Origin of the sequence: Hominimerdicola alba (assembly GCF_900109655.1) — a bacterium.
In the GTDB taxonomy this organism is placed as follows: Bacteria; Bacillota; Clostridia; order Oscillospirales; family Ruminococcaceae; genus Hominimerdicola; species Hominimerdicola alba_B.
In genome coordinates this window covers 49229-75631 of record NZ_FOAT01000004.1, presented here as the reverse complement: position 1 = coordinate 75631, position 26403 = coordinate 49229, and the positions used below count along the sequence as shown (strand labels likewise).

The window sequence follows — 26403 nt, the reverse complement described above, 5'->3', positions numbered from 1 at the left end:
TATTTTTTTGCCTGTATCAAGCTTTAGCGGCATTGCATTTTTAGCTAAAATGTGTTATCATTTAATATAGTATGAGTGCAGGTGAAGTTTTTGTTTGAATCGGAAACTTAAGCTAATCTTAAGATTTACATTCACCTGAAATTAAGAATGATGTATTATTATATAATCACACAAGGAGAGGAAAAGATATGGAAGATATTTCAGCAACAATACTTGTCGTGGATGATGACAGAGATATCGTGGCAGCTATCGCGAAGCTGCTGGAGCTTGAAGGCTACAAAACTGTCAGGGCGTATGACGGCATCGAGGCACTGGAGAAGCTTTCGGAGAACGACATACAGCTGATACTGATAGACGTTATGATGCCCAGACTTGACGGACTGTCAGCGATAATGAAGATAAGAGACAGGCGAAATATCCCGATAATAGTTCTGTCAGCAAAATCCGAAGATACAGATAAGATACTCGGACTTTCAATGGGCGCTGACGACTATATCACCAAACCTTATAACCCTATGGAGCTGACAGCCCGCGTAAAGAGCAGTCTGAGGCGGTATATGCAGCTGGGGGACATAGGCGGCATAAACAAAACGGACGTTATTAAAATAGGCGGTCTGGTGCTTGATAAGGGTGAAAAATCCATCGCGGTGGACGGCGCACCCGTAAAGCTCACCGCAACGGAACTGAAGATACTTGAACTGCTGATGGAGAACGCAGGTCACGTATTTTCGGCAGAAGAGATATACCGCAAGGTGTGGAATGAAGACGCCTACGCGGTGGAGAACACAGTAATGGTACATATAAGGCACATTCGGGAAAAGATAGAGATCGACCCGAAGGAGCCGCGTTATTTGAAAGTGGTGTGGGGCATTGGGTACAAGATCGAAAAAAATGTCTAAGTTTTTTCCTAAGGCAGCCAGGGTGACGGCGTTCATTACGGCTTGTGTGGCAGCGGGTGTAGCGCTGTTCGGTGAAATGTATATTAGCCGTATAAATGGCAGGCTGTCGGATCTGGGCTGGAATATGGACGGAAGTATTGACAGCTCGGATGAATACTGTACAGAGCTGAAAAATATGTATGAACAGCTCTGCATACTGGGTGTGTGCGAGCTTGCAAATACTGACAGCAGCGGGAACTATGTAGGCAATAAATATGTAAAGTCCGATCTTTTGTACTATTTCGACTACAATGGATACAGCTACAAAAAGACAGATGATGGCATAGTGCCGTATTCGGATACATTCGATTACTATGTGTCCTACACTGTGCCCGAAATACAGGCGGACGAAACCGTGACCGATGAGGAGACAACATCGGCGGAAACAGTGTCGGGTGAGGAAAATGTACATTACGTCACTAATATCTCGTCTGAAATATTTGGTGAAAACAAGACCGAGAAACAGAGGCTGGATGCGCTGAAATCGAAAAAATATACCTATATCCTGCGCACGGGTGATTTTATATCATCGCAGATGCAATCATCCGGGACGATGGATTATTACAGCTATCAGGTCGCTGAAGAGAACGGAAAACTAAGGGATGTGAATGAATCTTATCCTGAAAACTATCTCCCGCTGGGCGGATGGTACAGTGATTCATACGGAAGGTATGTTTTTAATTTCTGCAATGAGTCACCAATAAAATTTTATGAATATCCCGAAAACACAGAGGTGGGATTCACGGCAAGGCGTGAATGGGTAGATTTAGAATCAAACACAGCAGAAGGTTCGGGTGTATATTATTCGACCCTGCCTATATGTGATATGCCGGATTATGTTGCTGTTGCCGGAGATACCGAGGGGCTGACGGTGTTCATATCGCCCCGTGAAAGTTATTTCAGATCCCTGACCGGCAAGTACAATGATCTGTGGGATGTGTATTACGAAACAAGAGCGCTTACGATCAAATGCGGAGTGCTGGCACTGGTGCTGATAGCTTATCTTATTGCAGCGGCTGTTGTCAGGGGGCTGGCAGGAGAACATATAAGTTCTTTTGCGGATATGATCCCATGTGAATTCTACATCGCGGCATGGTTCTTAATACTTGCAGGATCATCTGAGATGAAATTTATGTACTGGAAGATGAATGAAGCTTCCGATGTGCTGAATGATGACACGGGTTTCGGATATATGGTACTTGGGGCTGCATATGCTGTGATGACAGGTGTGGCTGTACACAGCATCACCCACGGCATCAAGCTGGTATCTCAAAGAAAACTCAGAAGCAGTTTTATGCTGCCGAAGCTGATGAACAAGCTGAGCGAGAAATACCTCGAAACGTCAATGTATGAAACACGCAGGAACAGACCTGCGGGAAGCGGTCTTATGCGTCGCTCGATAATCAGCCTTGCGGCATTTATGGTGTCGGCGGCGGTACTTCCTATTGTGATAAATGAACAGGATGAAGCATACTTGATAGTGGCTTCTTTGATATGCGGCATATCTTCGCTGTATTTTATTTATTCGCAGATAAGGGCTATGCTTCTCTCGCGTGATCTTACAAAGCTGGACAGACGCATCACAGCACTCAACCGCAACACTCCGTTTGAGGAAGAGATATCTCCTCTTTCGGAACTCAGCAGACCTTCGGATATGCTGAAAAATATATCCGATACCGTAAGTGATGCGGTGGAGGAACAGATAAAGTCCGAGCGCATGAAGATAGAACTTGTGGCTAATGTATCCCACGATCTGAAAACACCTCTGACTTCTATAATAAGCTATATCGACCTTCTTAAAAAGACGGAGCTTGATGATGAAGCAATGGGCTATGTTCAGATACTGGATAAGAAATCCCAGAAGCTCAAAGGCATAGTAGCCGATGTCTTCAGCCTTGCCAAGGCGACCAGCGGCATTGATGTCAACATGGAGGAGCTGGACTTTGTAAGGCTTTTCAACCAGAGCCTTGCAGACGCGGAGGACAAGATCAAAGAAAGCAGAAAGACGTTCAAGATAAACGTCACCGAGGAAACAGCACCTGTTATGGGCGACGGAAACAAGCTTTACCGCGTGCTGCAAAACATTATCGACAATGCGCTGAAATACTCAATGGACGGTTCGCGCATTTTCCTGGAGCTTACACGTGACGGCGAAAACATAGTTTTTACCGCCAAGAACATTTCTTCTTACCCTATCGACTTTACCGCGGACGAGATAACAGAAAGATTTGTCCGCGGTGACAAGTCGAGGACGGACGGCGGAAGCGGTCTTGGACTTTCAATAGCCAAAAGCTTCACCGAAGCCTGCGGCGGAAGATTTGAGATACAGCTGGACGGCGATATGTTCAAAGCTATCATGTCCATGCCCCTTATAAACAAAGAAGAATCCGAAGAAGAAAAAGAGACAATATAATATCATAGAAAAAGAACAAAGAAACGGAGACGACATTATGAAAAAAAGAAGATCGGCTGTAACACCTTTTGTTACGGTCTTGGTAATTGTACTCATTTTATTAGCGGCGATGGTAGTCATCATCAAGCCCGAAAAATTCAATGTTGCAGGAAAGGTCACTGCGCTTTTCCGCGGCAGGGTAGAGTATCATCTTGATGAGATGCCTGCCGATGAGCTTACGCTTAAGAGCGCATCTGTGAAAGATCTTAAAATAGGTAATACACTTGTTCTGGTAAATAAAGACCACCCTCTGGATCAGTATTATAAGCCTTCCATATGCGAATATAAGGATTCAGGCGTGATGATGTCAACTGCTTCGGTTGACAGCTATGCGGCACTGTCGAAAGCTATTATGGATAATTGCGGTGAACCGCTGTATGTGATGTCATCCTACCGCACACCCGAAGAACAGCAGGAACTCTATGAAAATCAGGGCAGTAACGAAGCTATGCCTGCACACTGCTCCGAGCATGAGACAGGTCTTGCACAGGATCTGTATTTCAGCGGATTTGCAGGCAGCAGCATCAACAAATGCCCCGCAGGCAAATACCTTACCGAACACGCTCCCGAATACGGTTTTATCGTGAGATACCCATCCTATGGCAGGATCGTTACAGGCATAGATTACGAGCCGTGGCATTTCAGGTATGTGGGTCAGCCCCATTCGAAGATAATCACAGCTAATGGTCTGACTTTTGAAGAATATATCGATGGTCTGGAGTACGGCAGTTTCTATGCGTATGAGGATTATATCATAACCCGTCAGAAGGGTGATACACTTCTTCTGCCTGAGAACTGTACCTGTGATATCTCGATTGATAACTGCGGAGGGTATATCATCACTGCGAAAAAGCAGTAAATGCGATGACATAACACGGCGTAAAACTGCCAAAGAAGAGCGCTTTGGCTCAAGCTTTGCGCGGCAACAAACTCGCGCACAAAACAAACTATGCCGCGAATAAAAGCGCGCGGTCAAGCCTCTCGGTCAAGGCGCAAAAGCGTCGCGGCAACAAAACAACAAGTAGCACAGCAAACTATCCGCCATGTCAAAAAGGCGCGGCAATAACACAATCACGAGCGTGGACAAAATGACTGTCCACGCTCTTTCTATCTGCGGAAAATATTGCCGCGCCCGAAATCGGACAGCTATAGCAAATCCGATTTCTCGACCCGAGGAACGAGGGGCGAAATGTTCATCGCAGTACGGATGTTGAAGAGCGTAAATGTTCCGTTTGGAACGCTTGTTTGGTATCAGGGCGGATACGAGCGCAAATGACCACAGCGAATATCCGTCTATACGAACTAATCCCGATTTATCGCATAAACCCAATAAAGCGTATCGGGGTAAACATTTTATCCAACCACGTTTATTTACATCTCGCAGTTGATTTTGACCGCCCGTTGTGCTATAATAATACTCAAATATCAGGCTTTCAACGAATCGAAAACCGTGAACCGCCATATCTGCGGAAAAACTTCGCAGAAAAATAATAACTGCTACGGGAGGTCATCTATGGAAGAGATAAAAAACAAACTCGATAAAATATTGCTTAAAGCCACCAAGCCCGCACGTTATATCGGCGGTGAGATAGGAAGTGTAATAAAGGACAGGGATAAAGTCGATGTGCGTTTCGCTTTCTGCTTTCCCGATACCTACGATGTGGGTATGTCCCACCTGGGTATGAAAATTCTCTACGGTCTGAAAAATCAGGTGCCCAACTGGTGGTGTGAGCGTGTATTCATGCCCGAAAAGGATTTTGAGAATCTCATGCGTGAAAATGATATCCCGCTCTACGGTCTTGAAAGCCTTGACCCCATAAAGGATTTCGATTTCATCGGTTTTACTTTGCAGTACGAATTATCGTACAATAACGTTCTGCAAATGCTCGACCTTGCAGGACTGCCTGTGTTGGCAAAAGACCGTACCTCGCTGACACCGCTTGTGGTAGGCGGAGGTCCCTGCGTCTGTAACCCTGAGCCGATGTCGGACTTTTTTGACCTTTTTATTCTGGGCGAGGGCGAGGAAGTCAACCTTGAACTGCTGAGGCTCTACGAAAAAATGAAGCCCTCAAATCCCACTAAAGAGGAATTCCTCCGCGAAGCCGTGAAGATAGAGGGCATATATGTGCCAAGCTTCTACGACGTTGACTATAACGAAGACGGCACCGTGAAGAACATCACTCCAAATGTCCCCGAAGCACCGCCGCGTATAAAAAAGCGTATTATCGCGGATTTTGATAAGGTCTACTATCCCGATAGCTTTGTTGTGCCATTCAGCGAGATAGTCCATGACCGCTCTGTTGTTGAAGTACTGCGCGGCTGTATACGCGGCTGCCGTTTCTGTCAGGCGGGATTTATTTACAGACCTTTCCGCGAGAAGAATATAGATACTATTAAAAATGAAACGAAGTCTCTCTGTGAGCAGACAGGCTATGAGGAAGTATCCCTATCGTCACTTTCCACCAGTGACCATACCAAGATAAACGAGCTTCTTCTGAGCCTTTCGGAGTATACGGACGGTGAGAATGTAAACCTCGCACTGCCGTCGCTGAGACTTGACAGCTTCAACGAGGAACTTCTTGAAAGGATACAAGCTGTACGAAAAAGCGGACTGACATTCGCCCCCGAAGCAGGAACTCAGCGTTTGCGCGATGTAATAAACAAAAACATCACTGAGGATGAGATTATCAACACCTGCAAAATGGCGTTCGAGTGGGGCTATACTCAGGTGAAGCTTTACTTTATGATGGGTCAGCCTACGGAAACAGATGACGATATCCGCGGAATAGCAGAGCTTTCAGATAAGATACTCCAGCTTTACTTTGAAACTCCGAAGGAAAAGCGCGGACGCTCCGTGCAGATAGCGGTATCCACTGCGACTTTCGTGCCCAAGCCATTTACACCTTTCGAGTTTGAACCTCAGGCGACGGAAGAGCAGATAAAGCACAAGCAGGAGATACTCAAATCCGCTGTCACCAGCAAGAAGATCAAGCTCAGCCTGCATTATTCCAATACTTCCGTGCTTGAAGCTGTCCTGGCAAGGGGCGACAGGCGGGTTTGCAAGGCGGTATATGCGGCTTGGAAAAAAGGCTGTTATATGGATAGCTGGGACGAGCATTTTCAGTACGACAAATGGCTGGAAGCATTTGCCGAAACAGGCATAGATACGGCATTCTATGCCAACAGGACAAGAAGCTACGATGAGGTGGCGCCATGGTCGCATCTGGATTATCTGGTGTCTCACGAATTTCTTGTCAGAGAAAACAAAAAAGCCCATCTTGCCCAGACTACCAGAAACTGTAAGGAAGGCTGCTCGGGCTGCGGCATAAAGCCCGAATGTGGAGGTGTTTATTGTGGCGGAAAAAAGACTTCAACCTAAAAATGTAGACCTGCGCCCCGACCGCTACGATAAGCGCGTTGTCTATGAAAAATGCGGCAGAGCAAAGTATATCTCACACCTCGACCTTATGCGTGCCATGCAAAGGGCAATAAAGCGGGCGAAACTCCCGATATGGTATACCCAGGGCTTCAACCCGCATATATATATAATGTTCCCCCTGACCCTGTCGCTGGGCTTTGAAAGCAAGGTGGAGGTCATGGATTTTGCATTGCTTCAAAACTTGTCCGATGAAGAAGTGCTGAAAGCTCTCGATGCCCAGATGCCCGAGGGTATGAGAATCGTGAGCTGTTCTGCCCCTGTACACAGCCATACCGAGATAACTCATGCCGAGTATGATATCTGTATCTCAGCAGATAGAACTCCCGACGAAATGGCTGAAATGTTCAAGGATTTCATGAGCAGGGAAGTCATTGAGATACAGAAGCGTACAAAAAAAGGTACATATAAACCCGTGGACATACGTCCGTCTCTGGAACTTATATCCATGGATACAGACGAAAATCACCTGAATCTCAAGATGAAGCTCCCCGCAGGCGGTGGGTTCAACCTTAATGCCAATGTCGCCGCAGAGACTTTTCTAGATATGTACGGCATGACCGCCGATGAGATTTGTATAGAACGCACAAAGATACTTATTGAAAACGGTGAAGTTTTTTGCTGACAAACACTTGAAATCTTATGCGTGATATGTTATAATATTCAAGCATGAATACCGTCGGTATCCCCGACGAGAGTTAATGCCAGCCAAAAGGCACGACATTAAAGAGACGGTCCACTGGCTGCCAGAGCGGCAGTGTATGAACGTCCGGAAAATTAAAGGAGGAATTTAAAGTGGACGCTTTAAAACAGATCGCACAGTCAAGCATGAAGGAAAACGCACCCGTAGTTAACGTAGGTGATACCGTAAAGGTACACGTTCTGATCACCGAGGGTGACAAGTCCAGAATCCAGGTATTCGAGGGCACAGTCATCGCTAAGAAGCACGGCGGCATCAGCGAGACCTTCACTGTAAGAAGAGTAGCACACGGCTGCGGTATCGAGAGAGTATTCCCCGTACATTCGCCTGCTGTATCTAAGGTAGAGGTAGTTAGAAGCGGTAAGGTTCGCAGAGCTAAGCTGTACTATCTCCGCGACAGAGTTGGTAAGGCAGCTAAGGTCAAGGAAGCAATCAGATAATTCTTCTGATAAAAGAGTCGGCGCAGGTCGGCTCTTTTTATTTATATATAGTAAACATTATAAGTATAAAAATAATTTTTTTTGAAAAAACCCTTGTAATTTCGGAATATCTTTGCTATAATATATTGTATATGAGTAGTCGCAGAAATATAGTATCACGGCGATTACAGCATCTATCACGAAAAGAGGTATTATCTATGAGTGAACCAAACGAAAAGACAACAAATGGAAATTTAACAGGGGCTGACGAAGATCTTGAAAGACTTCTGAATGAAAATGCTCCCGACGCTGCATTCGGTGCTGCAGAAAAAAGCGAAGATGCATGGTTCTTTGGTGTTAGCGGTGAAGAACTTACCGAGGAGGGCAAAGAACTCGAAGATATGCTGAATGAGATGTACCCTGATGGTATGGGTGCAGATGTAGTTGATGTTGAAGCACTTGTTGATGAGGCTGAAACTGCAGAAGTAAGCGTAGAAGACATCAAAAAAGCTGCCGGTATTACCGAAGACAGCGAAGAAGTTGTCAAAAAAGCAGAAGAAGCTTCTGATGACATCAAAGAGGATATCGAGAAAACCGCGGAAGTTGCTGAGGTAAGCGAAGAGGATATCGAAAAGGCAAAGGAAGCCGAGCCTGAGGATATCAAGGAAAAAGAGCCTTTCAATATAGGCAGGGAGATACTGGAGTGGTTTGAATCTCTGGTGTTCGCACTGCTCGTAGTACAGCTGGTACTTACATTCCTGCTGAGGATAGTTATGGTAGACGGCGAATCCATGACCAATACTCTGCAAAACGGCGACAGGCTAATAATGACCCATGTTGCATACGAACCCGAAAGAGATGATATCGTAGTCCTTGACAGTTCAGGTGCCAATAAGGTGCTCATCAAGCGTGTTATCGGCATAGCCGGTGATAAAGTCAAAGTTGACTACAATGAGAATCATGTTTACGTAAATGGTGAGCAGATCTCAAATGAACATATCAGAGATATCATGGAAGACAGCTTCTATTATGATCCTTCATTCTGTGTGTCCGAGGGTGTGTATGAGTACGAAGTACCTGATAATTGTGTTTTCGTAATGGGCGATAACAGAAATGATTCCAAGGACAGCCGAAGCGCCGATGTTCGTTTTGTTGACAAGAGCGAGATAATGGGCAAGGCAATATTCAGAGTTTACCCATTCAACAGTATTGGCCGTGTTGATTGATAATGGCTGAAAAGCGCGAGGATATTCCCCGATTTACCGATAATGTTCTTGAATGGACGCTGGTCGTCGTGAATTCAATCGTTGCAGTCCTTATCGCGACCACACTGTTCTTCAGCCGTGTCAGCGTTGATGGTGAATCTATGGAGAACACACTGTTCGACGGCGACAAACTGGTGATATCATGGTTTATGTATCAGCCCGAGAACGGCGATATAGTCATCTGCGACAGCAAAGCGCTGGGCAAGCTGATCGTCAAGCGCGTGATAGCGGTGGGCGGACAGAAAGTCACGGTGGATTATAAGTCGGCAACTGTCAGTGTTGACGGCGAAGTGATCGACGAACCATATCTTAAATATCACGCCCTCGATGATATGGGCGGTTATGATATGACTTATTATGACCCCGAAAGGGAAGTCTTTGAATACGATGTGCCTGAGGGAGAAGTCTTCCTCTTGGGCGATAACCGCAATCATTCTTCGGACAGCCGAGTATTTGGTGCGGTCTCGGAGAATGATATAATCGGAAAAGCAGTTTACAGATTCCATTCAGATGAAGCTAAAACAGGCTTTGTAAGCTGAGACCGATACTTACAAATAACGAAAGGAGGCGGCTGATATGAGCGAAGCTGCCAAGGTGCAGTGGTTTCCCGGACATATGGCGAAGACCCGCCGCATAATGGCTTCAAACCTGAAGCTTGTTGATGCAGTGGTGGAGATAACCGATGCAAGGATACCGTTTTCAAGCCGCAATCCCGAGATAAAAAAGATATGCGGCAGCAAGCCCAGGCTTGTTCTGTTGAATAAGGCGGATTCCGCCGACCCGAATGTGACTTCAATGTGGATAGAGTACTACAAGCAGCAGGGCGTAGCCGCCCTCGCTACCGACTGCCGCAGCGGCAGGAACGTCAATAAATTCTATCCAATGCTCAAAGAACTGCTCTCCGAGCAGATAGAAAAATGGGATACCCGCGGAATGACGGGCAGACCAATAAGAATGATGATAGTGGGCATACCAAATGTTGGTAAATCCTCATTCATAAACAGGCTGGCAGGCGCAAAGCTGGCAAAGGTTGAAGACAGACCCGGCGTTACCCGCGGCAAACAGTGGGTGGCTCTTGACGAGGGCTTTGAGCTTCTGGATATGCCCGGTGTTCTCTGGCCTAAATTTGATGATAAGCTGGTGGGCGAAAGACTTGCATTCACAGGTGCAGTCAAGGACGTTATCCTTGATGTTGAGTACCTGGCGTGCAGACTTCTGGAATATCTCTCTGAGGACTATCCCGAGCTTCTCACCGAAAGATACGGCATATCCCTTGAAGACCTGCCCGAGCCTATGGACGATATGCAGGGCTGTGTAAAGGGCTATGAGCTCCTTGAAAGAGTTGGCAAAAAGCGAGGCTTCCTCGTTTCGGGCGGCGATATCAATACCGAAAGGGCGGCCAACACCGTGCTTGACGAATTCAGGGGCGGCAAGCTTGGCAGACTTTCACTTGAAAAGCCGAGAGGTCGATGATATGACACTTAAAGAGTTTGACGATACCTACCGCGAAAAGTACAGCATTGTCTGCGGCTGTGACGAAGCAGGCAGAGGACCTCTTGCAGGGGACGTTTTTGCGGCGGCGGTGATATTTGATAAGGATACGGTCATCGAGGGCATAAACGACAGCAAAAAGCTCACCGCCAAAAAGCGCGAGGAACTTTTTGATGAAATAGTCGATAAGGCGCTGGATTTTTCGATACAGTGCGCAACGGTGGCTGAGATAGAGGATATTAATATCCTCAACTGCGCGATGCTTGCTATGAAGCGTTCCGTTGAAGCCATGAAGACCAAGCCCGATGTCTGTCTGATAGACGGCAATAAGACTCCTGACCTGGAATGTGATGCCATAGCAGTAGTCAAGGGCGATGCACAGTCACAGGCGATAGCGGCGGCTTCAATACTTGCGAAGGTCGCAAGGGACAGATATATGCTGGATATGGCTGAAAAGTATCCCGAATGGCAGTTTGAAAAGCATAAGGGCTACGGTACTAAGCTCCATTATCAGATGATAGATAAGTACGGCGAAAGTCCGATACACAGACCGAGCTTTTTGAAAAAGTATTATGCAAAAAAATCAGAACAGCCGTGATATCGGTGATATCGGCGAGGAATATGTCTGCGGATATCTGAAAGAGAACGGCTATGAGATACTCGAACGCAACTTCACCATAAGGGGCGGCGAGATAGATATAATAGCTTCACAAGGCAATAAGATAGCTTTCGTCGAGGTCAAGACCCGAAAAGTCGGGGCGCTGACCACAGGCGAATCAGCCATCACATATACGAAAAAGCAAAGGCTTATAAAGACCGCAAGGGTCTATCTTTCAAAGAAGAATATCAAAGCCTTCTGCCGATTCGATGTTGCAGTCGTGCATCACGACGGCGGTAATGTAGTGTTTTTCAAGTACTATAAGTCCGCATTTGATGCAAGCAGTAAGTAAAGTAAAAAATACCCGTATGGGGAATAAAATAGAAGGGTTGTTGTTTTATGTTTTACAGAAGTACAAGAAACAGCGATGTTAATGTTACATCGGCACAGGCGATAGCACAGGGCATTTCCGAGGACGGCGGTCTGTTCGTTCCCTCCGAGATACCTTCCATTTCCATGGATGATATCAAGAAGCTGGGAGATATGACCTATGCAGAGAGAGCATTCTTCGTTTTCTCAAAGTTCCTCACCGATTACACAGAGGCTGAGATACGCTACTGTGTTGAAGGCGCATACAATACCAAGAACTTTGATACCGAGAATATCGCAGAGCTTGCGCATCTGTTCGACGGCACTTATATGCTGGAACTGTGGCACGGTCCTACCTGCGCATTCAAGGATATGGCTCTCCAGATACTGCCTTATCTTCTGACAACAGCAACCAAGAAGATAAACCTTGATAAGAAGGTAGTTATCCTCGTTGCTACATCGGGCGATACAGGTAAGGCTGCACTTGAAGGCTTCAAGGACGTTCCCGGTACTGAGATACTGGTATTCTATCCTGATAACGGTGTATCTGCTATGCAGAAGAAGCAGATGACCACTCAGGAGGGTCAGAACGTTGGCGTATGCGCTATCAAGGGCAACTTCGACGATGCACAGAACGGCGTTAAGGCTATCTTCACAAACAAGGAGATCGGCGAAAAGCTGGCTGAGAACGGAATGATGTTCTCTTCCGCAAACTCCATCAACTGGGGCAGACTTGCACCTCAGATCATCTACTACGTTTCTTCTTACGCACAGCTGCTGAAGGACGGCGAGATCAATGAGGGCGACAAGATCAACATCGTTGTTCCCACAGGCAACTTCGGCAATATCCTTGCAGGCTACTATGCAAAGAAGATGGGTATCCCCGTAAACAAGCTGATCTGCGCTTCAAACTCCAACAATGTACTGACAGATTTCATCAAGACAGGCGTTTATGACAGAAACAGACAGTTCTACGCAACTATCTCACCTTCTATGGATATCCTGATCTCTTCCAACCTTGAAAGACTTCTCTATCACCTCTGCGGCGAGAATGATGCTCAGATCAGAGAGTGGTTCGGCAAGCTGGCAAGCGAAGGCAGATATGAGGTTACAGACGCAGTCAAGGCTGTTCTCGCTGACGAGTTCTATGCAGGCTGCTGCGACGATGCTAAGACAAAGGCTACCATCAAGGAGTATTACGATAAGTATTCCTACACCTGCGATACTCATACCGCAGTTGCAGTTTCCGTATATGAGGAGTATGTAAAGGCAACAGGCGATAAGACCAAGACAGTCATCGCTTCCACCGCAAGCCCCTATAAGTTCTCAGGTTCCGTACTCAGCGCTCTGGGCAAGGATACAGGCAGCGACGAGTTCACTCTCGTTGAAGAACTGGGCGAAGCATCCGGTATGCCCGTACCTGCTTCTCTGGCATCTCTTAAGAACAAGGAGATCCGCTTCTCTGAAGTTATCGCAAAGGACGAGATGAAGGACTTCGTATTCAAGGCACTGAATGTAAAATAATATGTACCGCCCGAGGGCGGCGTAGTTTAGTGGCAGCCATCGCAGGGCTTGAAAGTCTTGCAGATGGTCTCGTCACAGCAGTTCGGGTCGGAGCAGGTGCTACACACCTGTATGCTGCCTGCGGTGCATTCACAGCCATTGTGGTTGTGGATACAGTTTTCGACATCGCAGCAGATACCTCTGATCTTATCCTTCTCCATTTTGTATCACTCCTTTTCGTCTTGTGAGAATAGTGTCCGCAGAACGATGGCTGATATTACAGGAAATCTATACCAAACAGACAGGAGCAAGATATGAAGCTTTATACAATAGCTGACCTGCACCTTTCCTTCGGTGTCCATAAGCCGATGAATATATTCGGCGGATGGGACGACCATGTGCAGAGGCTTGAAAAAAACTGGCAGGATAAGATAAATCCCGATGATATAGTAGTTCTTCCCGGGGATCTCTCCTGGGGGATGAACTTTGAACAGACCGAAAAGGACCTTGAGTTCCTTGACAGGCTGAACGGCACCAAGATAATATCCAAAGGAAACCACGATTACTGGTGGAACACCGTCTCGAAAATGCAGCGGTTCTTCGATGAAAAAGGCTTCAAAAGCCTGAATATACTTCATCTGAACCACTATCAGTTCGGCAGTATCGGCATATGCGGCACCCGCGGCTGGGTCAATGATAACTCCGAACCCGCAAGTGCAAAGGTCATAGCCCGCGAAGCCATAAGGCTTGATATGTCGGTGAAATCCGCAGTTTCAGCAGGACTGACACCCGTGGTGTTCCTGCACTATCCGCCTGTATTCGGTGAAAGCAGAAATTTCGAGATACTTGACGTTCTGTATAAATACGGCGTGAATAAGGTCTTTTACGGACATCTTCACGGCAAAGCCCACGGCTATGCAGTCAACGGTATGTATGACGGTATAGAGTATCGGCTGATATCAAGTGATTTTTTGCATTTTGACCCATTAGACATTACTGAAATTGTGCAAAGTGACAATTATTGAAAAAGTACTGGAAATACAGGTAAAAGTGTGCTATAATATTAAAGATATATTTTATTTTGGAGGAATTAGAAAATGAGTTTAAAAGCTACAAATAATGTTGGCACTAACAGCTACGAGCTGGAGATCGAGATACCCGCAAAGGATTTTGAAGATGCACTGCAGCAGGCATACCTCAGAGCAAAGAAGAACATTGCTCTGCCCGGTTTCCGTAAGGGTAAGGCTCCCAGAAAGCTGATCGAGAAGACCTACGGTGAAGAGGTATTCTTTGAGGACGCTATCAATCTGCTGTACGCTCCCGTTGTTAACGGCGCTATCGATGAGTCTGGTCTTGACCTCGTTTGTCAGCCTTCTATCGAAGTTACCGAGATCAACAAGGAGAACGGCGTTAAGCTGACTGCTAAGTGCACAACCAGACCTGAAGTTGAAGTTAAGGACTACAAGGGTATAGAGGTTGAAAAAGTTGTCAATGCTGTAACTGATGAGGATATCCAGAAGAAGGTTGACGAGCTGAGAGAGAAGAACGCAAGGATCGTTACTGTTGACGACAGAGCAGCAGAGAACGGCGATACCGTTAAGATCGACTTTGAGGGCTTCAAGGACGGCGTTGCATTCGACGGCGGCAAGGCTGAGGACTTCGATCTTGAGCTGGGCAGCGGTCAGTTCATCCCCGGCTTTGAGGATCAGATCGTAGGTCACAGCACCGGTGAAGAGTTCGAGATCAACGTTACTTTCCCTGAGGAGTATCAGGTAAAGGATCTTGCAGGCGCTGCAGCTGTATTCAAGATCAACCTCAAGGGCATTTCCAAGAAGGAGCTGCCTGAGCTGGACGATGATATGGTAAAGGATTCTACCGATTTCGATACCGTTGACGAGTACAAGGCTGACGTTAAGACCAAGCTGGAAGAAGCTGCTGAGAAGGCTGCTGACGCTAAGGTCGAGGGCGACCTTTTCGATAAGGTGATCGAGAACATGACAGCTGAGATACCCGATGTTATGTATGATAACAGAGTAAACGAGATGGTAGCTGAGCTGGAGCAGAGAATGGCTCCTCAGGGCATCTCCCTGGATATGTATCTGCAGTTCACAGGTCAGACCATCGAAACAATCAAGAGAGGCTATGCTGAGCAGGCTGAGAAGCAGGTCAAGCTGAGACTTGCTCTTGAGAAGATCGCTGAGGTAGAGAAGGTAGAAGTTACCGATGAAGACCTCGAGAACGAGTTCAAGAACCTGGCTGAAACTTACAAGATGGAAGTTGAGCAGGTCAAGAGCTACATACGTGCAGAAGATCTGAAGAAGGATCTGGCTGTCGGCAAGGCAGTTGAGATCGTTAAGGATTCTGCTGTTATCAAGTAAGAAAAAAATACGTCGCCTGCACTAGTCGGGGTTTTCCCGACCTTTGCGGGCGAATACTTATATTTGTTTAGGAGGCATTACAATGGCACTTGTACCTTATGTAGTAGAACAGACCAGCAGGGGAGAGAGAAGTTTCGATATATTCTCCCGTTTGCTGAACGACAGGATAATCATGCTCTGCGAGGCCATAGACGATCATGTTGCCAGCCTCGTGATCTCACAGCTTCTTTATCTTGAAAGCCAGGATCCCGAGAAAGATATCGACTTGTATATTAACAGCCCCGGAGGCTCCGTGACCGCAGGTATGGCTATCTATGATACCATACAGTATATCAGATGCGATGTTAATACCATCTGCATCGGTATGGCAGCATCCATGGGCGCATTCCTGCTTTCAAGCGGTACAAAGGGCAAGAGATTCTCGCTGCCCAACAGTGAGATCATGATACACCAGCCTCTTATCGGCGGCAATGGAATTTCGGGACAGTGTACCGATGTAAAGATACACTCCGATCACCTTGTTGCTACAAGAGAAAAGCTCAACAGGATACTTGCCGAGAATACAGGCAAGAGCATTGAACAGATAGCAGTGGATACTGAGCGCGATAATTATCTTTCCGCTCAGGCAGCACTGGAGTACGGACTGATCGACAAAGTTATCACTAAAAGGTAGGTTAGATCTTAATGGCTAATGATACACTGAAAAAATGTCTTTTCTGCGGTAAGCCCGAAAACAAAGTCAGGAATATGTTCTCTGCGGGTAATAACCATATCTGCGATGAATGTGTGCTTTTCTGCTATGATATCCTTGAAGAGCAGGGCGGCGTAGCTCCCAGGGCTAAGGTCACCGAAAAGAAAAAGAACAAGGCAGCTGATAACGGCGGTATCACTCTTAAAAAGCCTGCCGAGATAAAGGCTGTCCTCGATGAATATGTTATCGGTCAGGACGACGCTAAGATCGCGCTGTCCGTGGCTGTGTACAATCACTACAAGCGTATACTGACCCTTGAAGACGATACTGACGACGTTGAGATACAGAAGAGCAACGTTCTGCTCCTGGGTCCTACAGGTACAGGTAAGACTCTGCTTGCCCAGACCCTTGCAAGACTTCTGAACGTTCCTTTCGCTATCGCCGATGCTACCACACTTACCGAAGCAGGTTACGTGGGTGACGATGTTGAGAACGTGCTCACACGTCTTATACAGGCGGCTAACTACAATGTTGAGGAAGCTTCCCACGGTATCATCTATATCGATGAGATCGATAAGATCGCCAGAAAGTCCGAGAACACCTCTATCACAAGAGATGTAAGCGGCGAAGGCGTTCAGCAGGCTCTGCTGAAGATAGTTGAGGGTACAGTATCCAACGTTCCTCCTCAGGGCGGAAGAAAGCATCCTCATCAGGAGTTTATCCAGATCGATACAAAGAATATCCTGTTCATCTGCGGCGGCGCATTTGACGGTCTTGAAGCTGTTATCAAGAAGCGTACTGACTCTTCGTCCATGGGCTTCGGCGGCAAGGTAAAGGATAAGAGCTCCGATTATAATATACTCAAAAAGGTGGTTCCTCACGACCTCGTGAAATTCGGTATAGTTCCCGAGCTTGTTGGACGTCTGCCTGTTATCACAGTGCTTGACGAACTTGATGAGCCCGCACTTTGCAGGATCCTCACCGAGCCTAAGAATTCTCTCATAAAGCAGTACACCAAGCTCTTTGAGTTCGATAATATCGACTTCGAGGTAACTCCCGAAGCGCTCACTGAGATCGCAAAGGTGACTATCGAGCAGAAAACAGGCGCAAGAGGTCTGCGAGCAGTTGTTGAGAGCATACTCACAAAGCTCATGTTCGATGCTCCCTCCGATTCCAGCATCACAGGTATCAAAATTACCGCTGAATGCGTGAGAGACGGCGCTGAACCCGAGATAATCAGACGACAGGAAAAAGACGTAGTCTGATACTTTGAGCAAATAAATTATCCCGAAAGCAGAGGCTGTTTTCGGGATATTTAATTAATAAAAATTCTTGTTTCCCTGAATCTCATCAAGCTTATCAAAGAAATTTTTCATGGCAACGATCTGCGAAGAAATAACGGAATTGTCAGCCGCCATCTCAAAGCTGATACCGTTCCTGAATCCGTACTCGCTGTTCATGAAATGTCCGCTGACAGTGCATTTGCCAATTTCATTAAAGGCGAAAATAAGCTCGCTCCCGAAAGGTGGCTCGCCGTAACTTCTCAGAACTGCTTTGGAGTTTCTTCCAAAATAGATATCCCATGCGGTGTCAAGATCATAGCTGAAATAGTACAGATTACCGATAGTCAGGTCGATATCAAAACAGCAGTCCATACCTCTGCATTTGTATACGGCTTTGAATATGCCCGATAAGCCGTGGCTTTTTACCGAATGTTCGGTAAGCCCCTCATCGAATCTGTCAAAAATAAGCGTGAACCTTTCGTCCTTTTCACCAATATCTATCAGCGTGCAGGGAAGTTCAATAATATCCGTGTTAAACGCGGTGACCGCCTCCTTAGTTATGATATGAAAACGCCGCAGTACATGACCGCGGCGCATGATTCATGTGATTCAAAGATGATCCTTAATCATCTTCATTGTTCCTGTTGCAGATAGCCCTGATAACGCGGAGATAATCGTCGGTCTTTCTTACCGAATATGTAAGATGCCCCTCGCCCCTCAGCGTTTTGAAGTTCGCAGAAGGATAAGCCTCTATCAGGTGCTTGAAGCAGGATTTGAAGTTCTTCTCATCCGAAGCATAAACAAAGAAGATGTTTTCCTGCATTTCATCAGGCAGGTAAGGGAAGTTGAAAGTGTACCTTGCCTCGGTCTCGTTCTTGATACTGCCGTCAGTAATAACAGGCGCAGTCTTGACCATGGATTCGATAACAGGGCGCATTGTGGCTGTGTCGTCCTTGGTGAACTGGTCAACTGATTTCCAGTTGACTACTTCATCAACGCTCTGATTCTTCATCTTGTTCATCATCGACTTGTGCTTGAAGTTCATTATAGCCTTGTAAAGCTTGGGCTGTTTCAGGAAAGTGCCGCCGTCAAAGAAAGCAGATTCGATAGTTATATGCTGTTTCAGACACTGTGCGATAAGCACCATGCCTATCTCAGCACCCATAGCCTGTCCGTAGATAAGGCAGAGGTGTCCGATGCCGTTTTCTTTGAGGAAACCAACGATCTCTTTAGCTTCCTGCTGGCTTGTGGTGAAGTCACTGCTGCCCTCGTAGTGTCCGTTGTATTCGGGTACAATGATGTAGTATTCGTTTGTCAGCTCTTCATAAAGATACGACAAGGAATCTGCAGAACAGAAAGAACTTGTGAGCATGACTATTATAGGATTACTTCTGTTGCCATAGGTATTAAATCGCATATTCATTCTCCTCCATCAATAGTATAATCTTTTAGCTTATTTATATGGTATAAAAATGAAGAAATAATCAAACTATATGTTGTATATATTATACCATAAAAACACGAATTAGTCAATCACCGGAACGAAATTTTATAATTTTTTGGGCAATATTTTTTTTAATCACAACGACATTCGGACAAAAAATATAAATTGTTGAAAGCACGTATAATCGCTGTTTTTGCAATTAATGTGAATTATCGGCAGACAATGAATTAGTAATTAATCTAATCAATTACAATAAAATTTCCAAAAAAATCTTTAACAATTTTTGAGGATATGTTATAATACATGTGTGGATAAAACTAATTTTAAATTCTGTCCGCAAAGGAGAGTACCCTATGAAATTTCTGGAAAAGAGGTATATAGGACTATATCTTTTCAGCATAATGATAATAGTGTTGATACTTGCTTTTTCTATCGATAAAGATGTTCCTGTGGGTAAAGATTATAATGTAAAAAAAGTAAGCACTGACTGGTCTTATGAGCGAGCAAAATATGAGAACGAAAATGGCAGGAGCATCCTGCAGCTGACAATGACCCGTCTCCTGAGTGATGATATCAAAGGAAAGACGCTGTCATTCAAGACTTATGATTCATATGTAAACGCATATCTCAGCGATAAGCCGAATGTCCATTCAGGTGATCTTGTCTATCATTTCGGTGAAAAACCGATATTCGGTGATTCTCCGGGAACATATACCCACTTTATACACATTCCCGATGAGGGCGGAAAATACCTGAATATCGTTGTGGATACCGTGTACCCACATAAGTATATGGAGAGCTATCAGGTGCTTTCAGCCGAAGAGAACGAGCTGGTGTATTATTACCTTAAAAAGGAATTTAATCTGTCACTGATGAATATCATCATGGTGGTCTTCGGCATACTGCTGATGGTCATACACCTTGTGGGTTCATTCAAAAAGATAAACGCCCCCGAGGCTTTCTCACTTGGTGCGCTGTCACTGCTGTTTGCAGTATACTCAAACTGCCCGCTGTTTTTCAACCAGTTCATATGCTGTAACCCCGTGGCACAGTACTACATGATATATTTCTCACTGTATATGCTGCCACTGGCGGCTATCCAGTATTTTGAGGATATAGTTCCCACCCTGAATCTGAAATGGCTGTTCTACGGCTTTTTAGTTCTTGAACTTGGTCTGTCCGCAGTCCATTTTACCGAGATAGCTTCTTATACCAGAACAGTCGTGATATTTACAGCCGCACTGGGAGCATTCGCAATAATCACCACTTTCCTGATAATCCAGCGATTCAGGCTGATAGAGCCAGAATACAGGATAGGTCTGTTGTGCCTGTTGGGCTTTGCCTTTGCGAATGTGGTGTTCTACCTTTTTGTATCCACAGTAGGCGATCAGTCCTTTATCATAAGGATAGGCTTCATTATCTACCTTGCCTTTGAAATAGTTAACGGTCTGCGTAAGATCATGAACGAGGTCAACCGCGAGCGTGAAACTCAGCTTCTCCATACCCTTGCCTATACTGACCAGCTCACAGGTCTTGGCAACAGGTATGCCCTTGAAAGAGATGCCGAATCTATCCCGCTGGAGAATATCAGTGTCATGTCAATGGACTTGAACTTGCTGAAGACTACTAACGACAGCTTCGGTCACTTTGGCGGAGATATGCTGCTGGTTTCGGCTGCCAAGTGTATGCTCTCGGTATTCGATAAAGTATACAGAGTCGGCGGCGATGAGTTTATTGCACTGCTGAGTGATAAATCCGAAGAAGAACTTAAAGAGCTTCACGCAACCCTGCACGATATGATGGATAAAATGAACATCGACCGCAGTGAGTACGGAGAGTTCGCCTATGAAAAGGAGTTCTTTCTAAGTATCGCAGTAGGCTATGCGTCATTCATTGAGGGTGATGAGGATTTCGAGCGTATACTATCCCGCGCCGATAAAGCCATGTACGATGAAAAAAATCGTATGCATAGTAATACTGTACCGATCAGCAATAAGTAAAAGTATAAAAGCAGCGATCTTGCAGAAAATAAAGTACGTGTTCAAGCCTCGTGCTATCATACTTGCGGGAGCCACAGTCAGCAAAGCTGACTATTAGAGGCAGAGCCATCTATTCAATGTTCAAAGTTGACGTGACCATAATGCTGTCGATAGAACTACAGTTTTATAGTTCATAATTGGCGCAGGACGCGGTTGATGCAGTTACCGCTAACAAAAAAGATCGAGCGTGGACAATCAAATGTCCACGCTCAATTATTTGTGTAATACCATAAGATGTTTTGTTATAACCAGAAGTTTCTTTCACATACAAGATCATTCTGTCACATATTTATACCGGATTAGTAGTAAAAAGTTCTGTATAGGTTGTTGTCTGCTCATTGGTAGTCTTATTTGTATAGGTCACATACGCTTTGGAATAAATGGTCTTGTTTGAATTTGCTGCACTGAGGTTAAGGTTGTATTTAAATGTACCTCTTGCAGTTTGGAGTGTCGATGCCTTTTTACTTACACCTTCACCGCCAAGTTTGGGATTGTCATTTGTGTAACTCCTTACTACTCCTGCCTCGACAAATTCATAATCTTTAGGAAGCTCCCAATCGACTGTGAAAGATATCTTCTGCTTTTCGCTTTCGGGAATAGCTGCTCTGCTGATGTTCATTGAACAAACAGGTTCTTCCTCTACTGCTGAGTCAGCATATCTCGCCTCGATTCTCATATCACGTGTAGCATAGAAATAATAAGTCTGCGTACCGCTGACCTTAGTATTGGAATCTACATCATACCAGCCGATGAAATACTGACCGCCCTTCTTGGCGGGAGCATGCGCCTTTACCTGAGAGCCATACTTATATGGAGTAGTGGTGTCGTTGACGGTAATATCGTAGCTTGCTGAATCGTTTCTGGTGCTTGTGTACTCTATATTGTTATAAATTATAGAAGCGGTATAAGTCCTCACGCCGTTGGAATCGTCTGAATATGTCAGTTCGGGCGGTGTATCGGGAGTTACGATATCACCGCATTTGGAACACTTGAATGTTACTGAAACAGTATATTCGCCGTTATTCTTCACCCATGACCATATTGGCGATGTATAACTGTGTCCCTTTGCCTCAACAACGGTATCATTGATATTTATAACACCGTCATCATTCAGGTCGGTCAGCTGTGTTCCCTGATCATCAGTGTAGAGATTATTATCAGATCCAACGTAATATTTTATATTTCCTGCTGTTGTGCAGGTAGCTTCTTTTGCAGGAACTTCTGTGTACGTTATCAAGGGTAGTATGGTTATTGGGTTACTACCAGACAGTATGTGTGTTTTAAGATCTGCTTGTTCAGTCATTGTATTAGTAGTATACTTTAGACCTTCTGGTGTAATCGTTCTCAAATCGGTAGAAAATGCATAAGCGCCAACAGAAAGCTCCGTTGTTCTGTTCTCAAAATTTACTGCCAATAGATCGTTGCATTCTCGAAACGCTTCTTTACCAATGCTTGTAACAGAACCCGGGATATTAATAGATGTCAAACTTGTATTTTTAAATGCATAATCACCAATTGTTGTGACAGTATCCGGAATTGTAACAGAGTTTATATTTGTACCTTGAAATGTACCTTCTCCAATAGTTGTTACAGTGCTTGGGATATTAATAGATGTCAAACTTGAATTTTTAAATGCATAATCACCAATTGTTGTGACAGTATCCGGAATGGTAACAGAATTAATACTTGAACCTTGAAGTGAACCTACACCAATTGTTGTGACAGTATTTGGAATTTCAACAGATGTTGCATTTGACGTACCATAGAATGCATAATTCCCTATTCTGGTAACACCGGATCCTACAACTATTTTTTTGATTTTGGGATTTCTTTCAGTTCTATATCTTTTCCATGGCATATCAATCTCGGTATAATCCGCCATAGGACCTGTGCCACTGATCGTAAGAACGCCGTCGTTGTCTAACGTCCATCTAACTTCGGATTCATGACCTGCTGTACCGCAGTCGCCTGATTTAAAAACCGTTGCCGCACTCGCTATAATTGCCGTGTCTTCTGTCAAAAAAACTCCAACGTTTGCGGGTACAGTGCCCGTTACAAGAGCTAAAGTCATCATGCCAGCCATAACTTTTTTTACTGCGTTTTTCATAAGTTCGTTCCTCCTTGGTGAAAATTTATTCTGAGTTTTTAATTGGGTTTTACAGCAAAAAAGCGTACCTCAAAAGGAATTATCCTATTGAGACACGCTTGTATCGATACATATAATATAAAGAAAACATGACAAACCCTGACTGTGGAATTGTAACACGGTTCAGCATACCTGTCAGTCCTTTCTTGCGTTAATTAAAAATTCACTCAATCCCGTTATTTTAAAACATTATATCATATTTATTCATAATTGTCAAGAGGAAGTCTCAATTAAATACAATTGATTTTCTGCTTTGAATTCACTTTCTTTTGTCTGTTCCATTGCTCCATGCATCGATTATTTCTAACAAACATGTTCCAACCGACTTTCCGGAGTGACCAGCACGTAATTTCAAAGCTACTCTGCCACAGTTTGAGAGCCATCTCCACGGACAATATAGCCACTAAAAAAGGAGCTCGCATATATTCAGAAAGTGTACGCGAAAATTGTGTGTATCTTGGCTTCTGAATTTTTGCTTATGCTGTCTGGCAGTAATCCGACTCATCATTTTTTGTTCAACACCGGCAACATCTCGGCGGCATTGTTTGGGTCGGCAGGCGGAAGATAGGACTTGATTTCGGTATAAAGGTTGTTAATCAACAGCATCATTTTTATCCGAGGGGAGGTGAAACAATAGTCGGAAACTTTGATGGCATCAAAATCAGACGGTTCGTTGTCGAGATCGAAATGACAGGCATCACAAGATGTGCGGCGGCAAAGGCTATCCAAAAGGTGCTGGGCGGCAGTATTTATGCCCGAAAAAATCGGTTAGTGTGCAACTGATTATTACAAGGTCGAGATGAATTATCCTATGAAAAGCGGACTACTGCCATATAAAAATGTATATAATCAATCTGGAAATATGTACTATGAGTGCTAGCAATTCAAAAAGTTAAAACATTGAATCTCCCCAGCATCATTGAATTAGTTAATATATATACAAAAAACATTAAACCTGTAGCAGAAATTAACTGAATTATTATGCATATTGCACTATTTTTCGCTTGCTTTTTCTTGTTATTATTGCTTGAAAATAATTAAAAAATATGTTACAATGATATAGAGTATAAAATAATAATAGGGATAGTACGCCCAAACGACGAAAATGCTTGAATAAGTGAGGTGAGAACAGTGAGTGGAAAAGAAATAAACAGCTTGATCGCAACCGGCGAGCTGGCTAAAGCTGATTGGGCTAAAGAAAAGAACAAAGCAGCAGAAGCCTTTGCAGATTCAAGGATAGAACAGCTTAATGAAGATTACCAGAAACGAAAAAAGCGCCTGATAAAACTCGGAGCGATGATTACGCTCACTGTTCTGATACTGATATTCACTACAATTGCGTGGTTTACGATGAATAGGGAAGTAGGGACTTCTGGGATGGGGGTTCAGGCCGGGTATAACGGATTTGAACTTAGAGTCTCCAACGGAAATATTGGGTATAGTGATTTATATTCGTTTAATGTAATTGATCCAAGCTATAGTGCAAACGCTGATTTGACTACAGGTCCAGGAACAGGCGAAGATACTATCCGTTGGAGAATTGCTGGTAGTGACGATAAGATAAAACCGGGAACCTGTGGAAAACTCGAATTTGAAATTATTCCCTACTCGAATTTGGATCCGAGCACATTGGTCTATAGGATTGATATTTCAACTTTTACTGCTGAAACAACAAAAGTGACACAAAATGAAACCACCTATGAGCGAGTGGATAGTCTTAGTGAGGTTACATCAACATCTGGGACAGCTCTTGAAAAGAGCGCTAGAAACCGATTGCTTACACATCTAATGTTCTTTGAGTCTGCAACACTTGATCCTGATGATCCTGATGTTGACCCCACAGGGTATCATGGATTTATCAGCGATACCAGTAACTTCACTCTTACTCCGACTGATGAAGATCACGATGGAGTTTATAACGCAGTTATATACTGGATTTGGCCTAACACATTTGGTCAGATTGCCTTGCCTATTGCTAGTCAGAAGACTGGTGCGAATGCTGTACTTGATACAACAGGAGAAACCAGTGACAGAAGTGCCATTACCACATATATGAGTGGTTCAAATGTGAATGTTTTCTTTAAGGGTAGCGAGAGCTACAGTACACTTTTGTCCGATCTTTATACAAAAAAGACAAACGGACAAAACTATGATAATGAGTATAAGAAACTTAGTGCGGGATATAATTCTGCAGACCGTGAGATAGGTAGTAATCTTGATTTTATCCTGCTTACTCTTACAGCGAACATAAATTAGAGTAAGCGATTTACCGCTTTTGAATGAGGCTGATGCTATGACTTTATTGAAAAAGATAAACAAAGCCATAAAGAAATTGTCAACGAAGCAGAAGGTGCAGCTTATAGCGGCACTTACTGTTACTGTTGCCTTTTTTGCAACAGCTACAACATTTGCGTGGTTCAGCTATCAGCGAAGAATTGCAAAACTGATGAAAATAGATTCACCTAATGTTCTTTATTTGAATTCCGCTCACAGAGAGGATGCAATCAATTTTGAAGTGAAAGGTATCAACGCAGAAGAAAAGATTGTTGATGATTATGGTAATGCTGTGTTATATGACGATTCAGGAAACGTTGACATGGTAAATGGTAAAGAAAAGAATATCACTCACAAGGATTATGTTTTCAATGTGACAGGAGAGGCTGTGGATACATTTACTATCCAGTTGGCATACACTACAAACAACCCGTTTTCTTATGAACTTTATGCGGCTAATGAATACACTGCAGCTGAAGTGACTTCGCAGAGCTTAAAGGTTGCAGAAAATGAAGCTGTATTAGTTGAATATCAGTTTTCTCAAAGTGAACTAAATCCTGAATTGCCTGCTATAACTGGAAGTCAATATCATCTAAACGTAACACCTCCTAATTCGCTCTATTACAGGATTGACACAGCGTGTTTAGATACACAGGCTACCAGCGGAAAGTATACGGGTAGATACCTTAATAAAACAACCGATACTAGCGGGAATGAAATAGCTGATGGTACCTACAAAGCGACAACTTATCCCGGATACAATAATGTTCAAGGAAATGCTGATCCGGTGTATTGGCAGGCAAACGGAGTCGAAGCATTTCCGGGAGACGAGAATCCTGATAAGTCACCATTCAGCAGACATTTTATTCTCAGGGTAAAATGGGATGAAGGTGAACTTGACAATGCTGCCAAGGAAACTGACATCATTTATATCACTGTGAAAGCAGAAGATTGATTAATTGCGTACTGAATTCAGA

24 protein-coding genes are annotated in these 26403 nt (G+C 44.5%); 20 read left to right on the top strand and 4 right to left on the bottom strand.

Going from position 1 to position 26403, the window contains the following annotated elements; genetic code table 11:
- The first annotated feature begins 188 nt into the window (after nt 1-188).
- The 12 genes from BMY75_RS06215 (at nt 189) to thrC (ending at nt 13192) form a co-directional block, all read left to right on the top strand.
- On the top strand, nt 189-899 hold the full coding sequence (locus BMY75_RS06215; RefSeq protein ID WP_081350461.1) for a response regulator transcription factor: 711 nt from the start codon (nt 189-191) through the stop codon (nt 897-899).
- A complete protein-coding gene (locus tag BMY75_RS06210; protein WP_074831263.1) occupies nt 892-3351 on the top strand; it encodes a sensor histidine kinase in 2460 nt (819 codons plus the stop codon). The genes BMY75_RS06215 and BMY75_RS06210 overlap by 8 nt, the downstream gene beginning before the upstream one ends.
- A gap of 37 nt (nt 3352-3388) precedes the next feature.
- The gene (locus BMY75_RS06205) at nt 3389-4249 is read left to right on the top strand and encodes a M15 family metallopeptidase (RefSeq protein WP_074831260.1); all 861 of its coding nucleotides are present in this window, start codon (nt 3389-3391) and stop codon (nt 4247-4249) included.
- A gap of 654 nt (nt 4250-4903) precedes the next feature.
- The gene (locus BMY75_RS06200) at nt 4904-6769 is read left to right on the top strand and encodes a TIGR03960 family B12-binding radical SAM protein (protein ID WP_074831257.1); all 1866 of its coding nucleotides are present in this window, start codon (nt 4904-4906) and stop codon (nt 6767-6769) included.
- Entirely contained in the window at nt 6744-7451 is a 708-nt protein-coding gene (locus tag BMY75_RS06195; RefSeq protein ID WP_074831254.1) for a TIGR03936 family radical SAM-associated protein, read from the top strand. Before BMY75_RS06200 ends, BMY75_RS06195 begins: the two co-directional genes overlap by 26 nt.
- 170 nt (nt 7452-7621) lie before the next feature.
- A complete protein-coding gene (gene rplS, locus BMY75_RS06190; RefSeq protein WP_074831251.1) occupies nt 7622-7966 on the top strand; it encodes a 50S ribosomal protein L19 in 345 nt (114 codons plus the stop codon).
- 197 nt (nt 7967-8163) lie between these two features.
- Entirely contained in the window at nt 8164-9171 is a 1008-nt protein-coding gene (gene lepB, locus BMY75_RS06185) for a signal peptidase I (protein ID WP_242940182.1), read from the top strand.
- 2 nt (nt 9172-9173) lie between these two features.
- The gene (lepB, locus tag BMY75_RS06180; protein WP_074831249.1) at nt 9174-9749 is read left to right on the top strand and encodes a signal peptidase I; all 576 of its coding nucleotides are present in this window, start codon (nt 9174-9176) and stop codon (nt 9747-9749) included.
- A 37-nt stretch (nt 9750-9786) separates the two neighbouring features.
- On the top strand, nt 9787-10683 hold the full coding sequence (gene ylqF / locus BMY75_RS06175) for a ribosome biogenesis GTPase YlqF (RefSeq protein ID WP_074831246.1): 897 nt from the start codon (nt 9787-9789) through the stop codon (nt 10681-10683).
- Nucleotide 10684: 1 nt separating this feature from the next.
- A complete protein-coding gene (locus BMY75_RS06170) occupies nt 10685-11299 on the top strand; it encodes a ribonuclease HII (RefSeq protein WP_074831243.1) in 615 nt (204 codons plus the stop codon).
- Nucleotides 11274-11651, top strand: a complete 378-nt coding sequence (locus BMY75_RS06165; RefSeq protein ID WP_074831241.1) for a YraN family protein — start codon at nt 11274-11276, stop codon at nt 11649-11651. Before BMY75_RS06170 ends, BMY75_RS06165 begins: the two co-directional genes overlap by 26 nt.
- A 47-nt stretch (nt 11652-11698) precedes the next feature.
- Entirely contained in the window at nt 11699-13192 is a 1494-nt protein-coding gene (gene thrC / locus BMY75_RS06160) for a threonine synthase (protein WP_074831238.1), read from the top strand.
- Nucleotides 13193-13218: 26 nt separating this feature from the next.
- On the opposite strand, the gene BMY75_RS06155 is transcribed toward thrC, so the two are convergent.
- Complete coding sequence (locus BMY75_RS06155; RefSeq protein WP_074831235.1) at nt 13219-13392, bottom strand: DUF1540 domain-containing protein; 174 nt, start codon at nt 13390-13392, stop codon at nt 13219-13221.
- Between the two features lie 93 nt (nt 13393-13485).
- On the opposite strand from BMY75_RS06155, the gene BMY75_RS06150 reads away from it, so the two are divergent.
- The 4 genes from BMY75_RS06150 (at nt 13486) to clpX (ending at nt 17505) form a co-directional block, all read left to right on the top strand.
- Nucleotides 13486-14196 carry a metallophosphoesterase gene (locus BMY75_RS06150; RefSeq protein WP_074831232.1) on the top strand — a complete coding sequence of 237 codons (711 nt, stop codon included), beginning with the start codon at nt 13486-13488 and terminating at the stop codon, nt 14194-14196.
- Nucleotides 14197-14268: 72 nt separating this feature from the next.
- The gene (gene tig / locus BMY75_RS06145; RefSeq protein WP_074831229.1) at nt 14269-15549 is read left to right on the top strand and encodes a trigger factor; all 1281 of its coding nucleotides are present in this window, start codon (nt 14269-14271) and stop codon (nt 15547-15549) included.
- 82 nt (nt 15550-15631) lie between these two features.
- Nucleotides 15632-16222: an ATP-dependent Clp endopeptidase proteolytic subunit ClpP gene (gene clpP, locus BMY75_RS06140; RefSeq protein ID WP_074831226.1), complete on the top strand. Its 591-nt coding sequence runs from the start codon at nt 15632-15634 to the stop codon at nt 16220-16222.
- A gap of 11 nt (nt 16223-16233) precedes the next feature.
- Nucleotides 16234-17505 carry an ATP-dependent Clp protease ATP-binding subunit ClpX gene (clpX, locus tag BMY75_RS06135; RefSeq protein WP_074831223.1) on the top strand — a complete coding sequence of 424 codons (1272 nt, stop codon included), beginning with the start codon at nt 16234-16236 and terminating at the stop codon, nt 17503-17505.
- A gap of 54 nt (nt 17506-17559) precedes the next feature.
- Here the strand turns inward: clpX and BMY75_RS06130 are convergent, their stop codons facing one another.
- Together BMY75_RS06130 and BMY75_RS06125 are read right to left on the bottom strand one after the other, a co-directional pair.
- Nucleotides 17560-18120: a hypothetical protein gene (locus BMY75_RS06130; RefSeq protein ID WP_081350460.1), complete on the bottom strand. Its 561-nt coding sequence runs from the start codon at nt 18118-18120 to the stop codon at nt 17560-17562.
- A 25-nt stretch (nt 18121-18145) separates the two neighbouring features.
- Nucleotides 18146-18940 (bottom strand): alpha/beta fold hydrolase, encoded by a 795-nt coding sequence (locus BMY75_RS06125; RefSeq protein WP_074831220.1) that lies wholly within the window; start codon nt 18938-18940, stop codon nt 18146-18148.
- A gap of 380 nt (nt 18941-19320) precedes the next feature.
- On the opposite strand from BMY75_RS06125, the gene BMY75_RS06120 reads away from it, so the two are divergent.
- The gene (locus tag BMY75_RS06120) at nt 19321-20967 is read left to right on the top strand and encodes a GGDEF domain-containing protein (protein ID WP_074831217.1); all 1647 of its coding nucleotides are present in this window, start codon (nt 19321-19323) and stop codon (nt 20965-20967) included.
- A gap of 328 nt (nt 20968-21295) precedes the next feature.
- Here the strand turns inward: BMY75_RS06120 and BMY75_RS06115 are convergent, their stop codons facing one another.
- Nucleotides 21296-23113 (bottom strand): leucine-rich repeat domain-containing protein, encoded by a 1818-nt coding sequence (locus BMY75_RS06115; protein WP_074831214.1) that lies wholly within the window; start codon nt 23111-23113, stop codon nt 21296-21298.
- A gap of 579 nt (nt 23114-23692) precedes the next feature.
- Here BMY75_RS06115 and BMY75_RS18795 point away from each other — a divergent pair.
- The 3 genes from BMY75_RS18795 (at nt 23693) to BMY75_RS06105 (ending at nt 26381) form a co-directional block, all read left to right on the top strand.
- On the top strand, nt 23693-23935 hold the full coding sequence (locus BMY75_RS18795; RefSeq protein WP_431602517.1) for an amidoligase family protein: 243 nt from the start codon (nt 23693-23695) through the stop codon (nt 23933-23935).
- 348 nt (nt 23936-24283) lie between these two features.
- Nucleotides 24284-25408: a hypothetical protein gene (locus BMY75_RS06110; protein ID WP_074831212.1), complete on the top strand. Its 1125-nt coding sequence runs from the start codon at nt 24284-24286 to the stop codon at nt 25406-25408.
- A 37-nt stretch (nt 25409-25445) separates the two neighbouring features.
- On the top strand, nt 25446-26381 hold the full coding sequence (locus BMY75_RS06105; protein ID WP_074831209.1) for a hypothetical protein: 936 nt from the start codon (nt 25446-25448) through the stop codon (nt 26379-26381).
- Nucleotides 26382-26403: the final 22 nt, after the last annotated feature.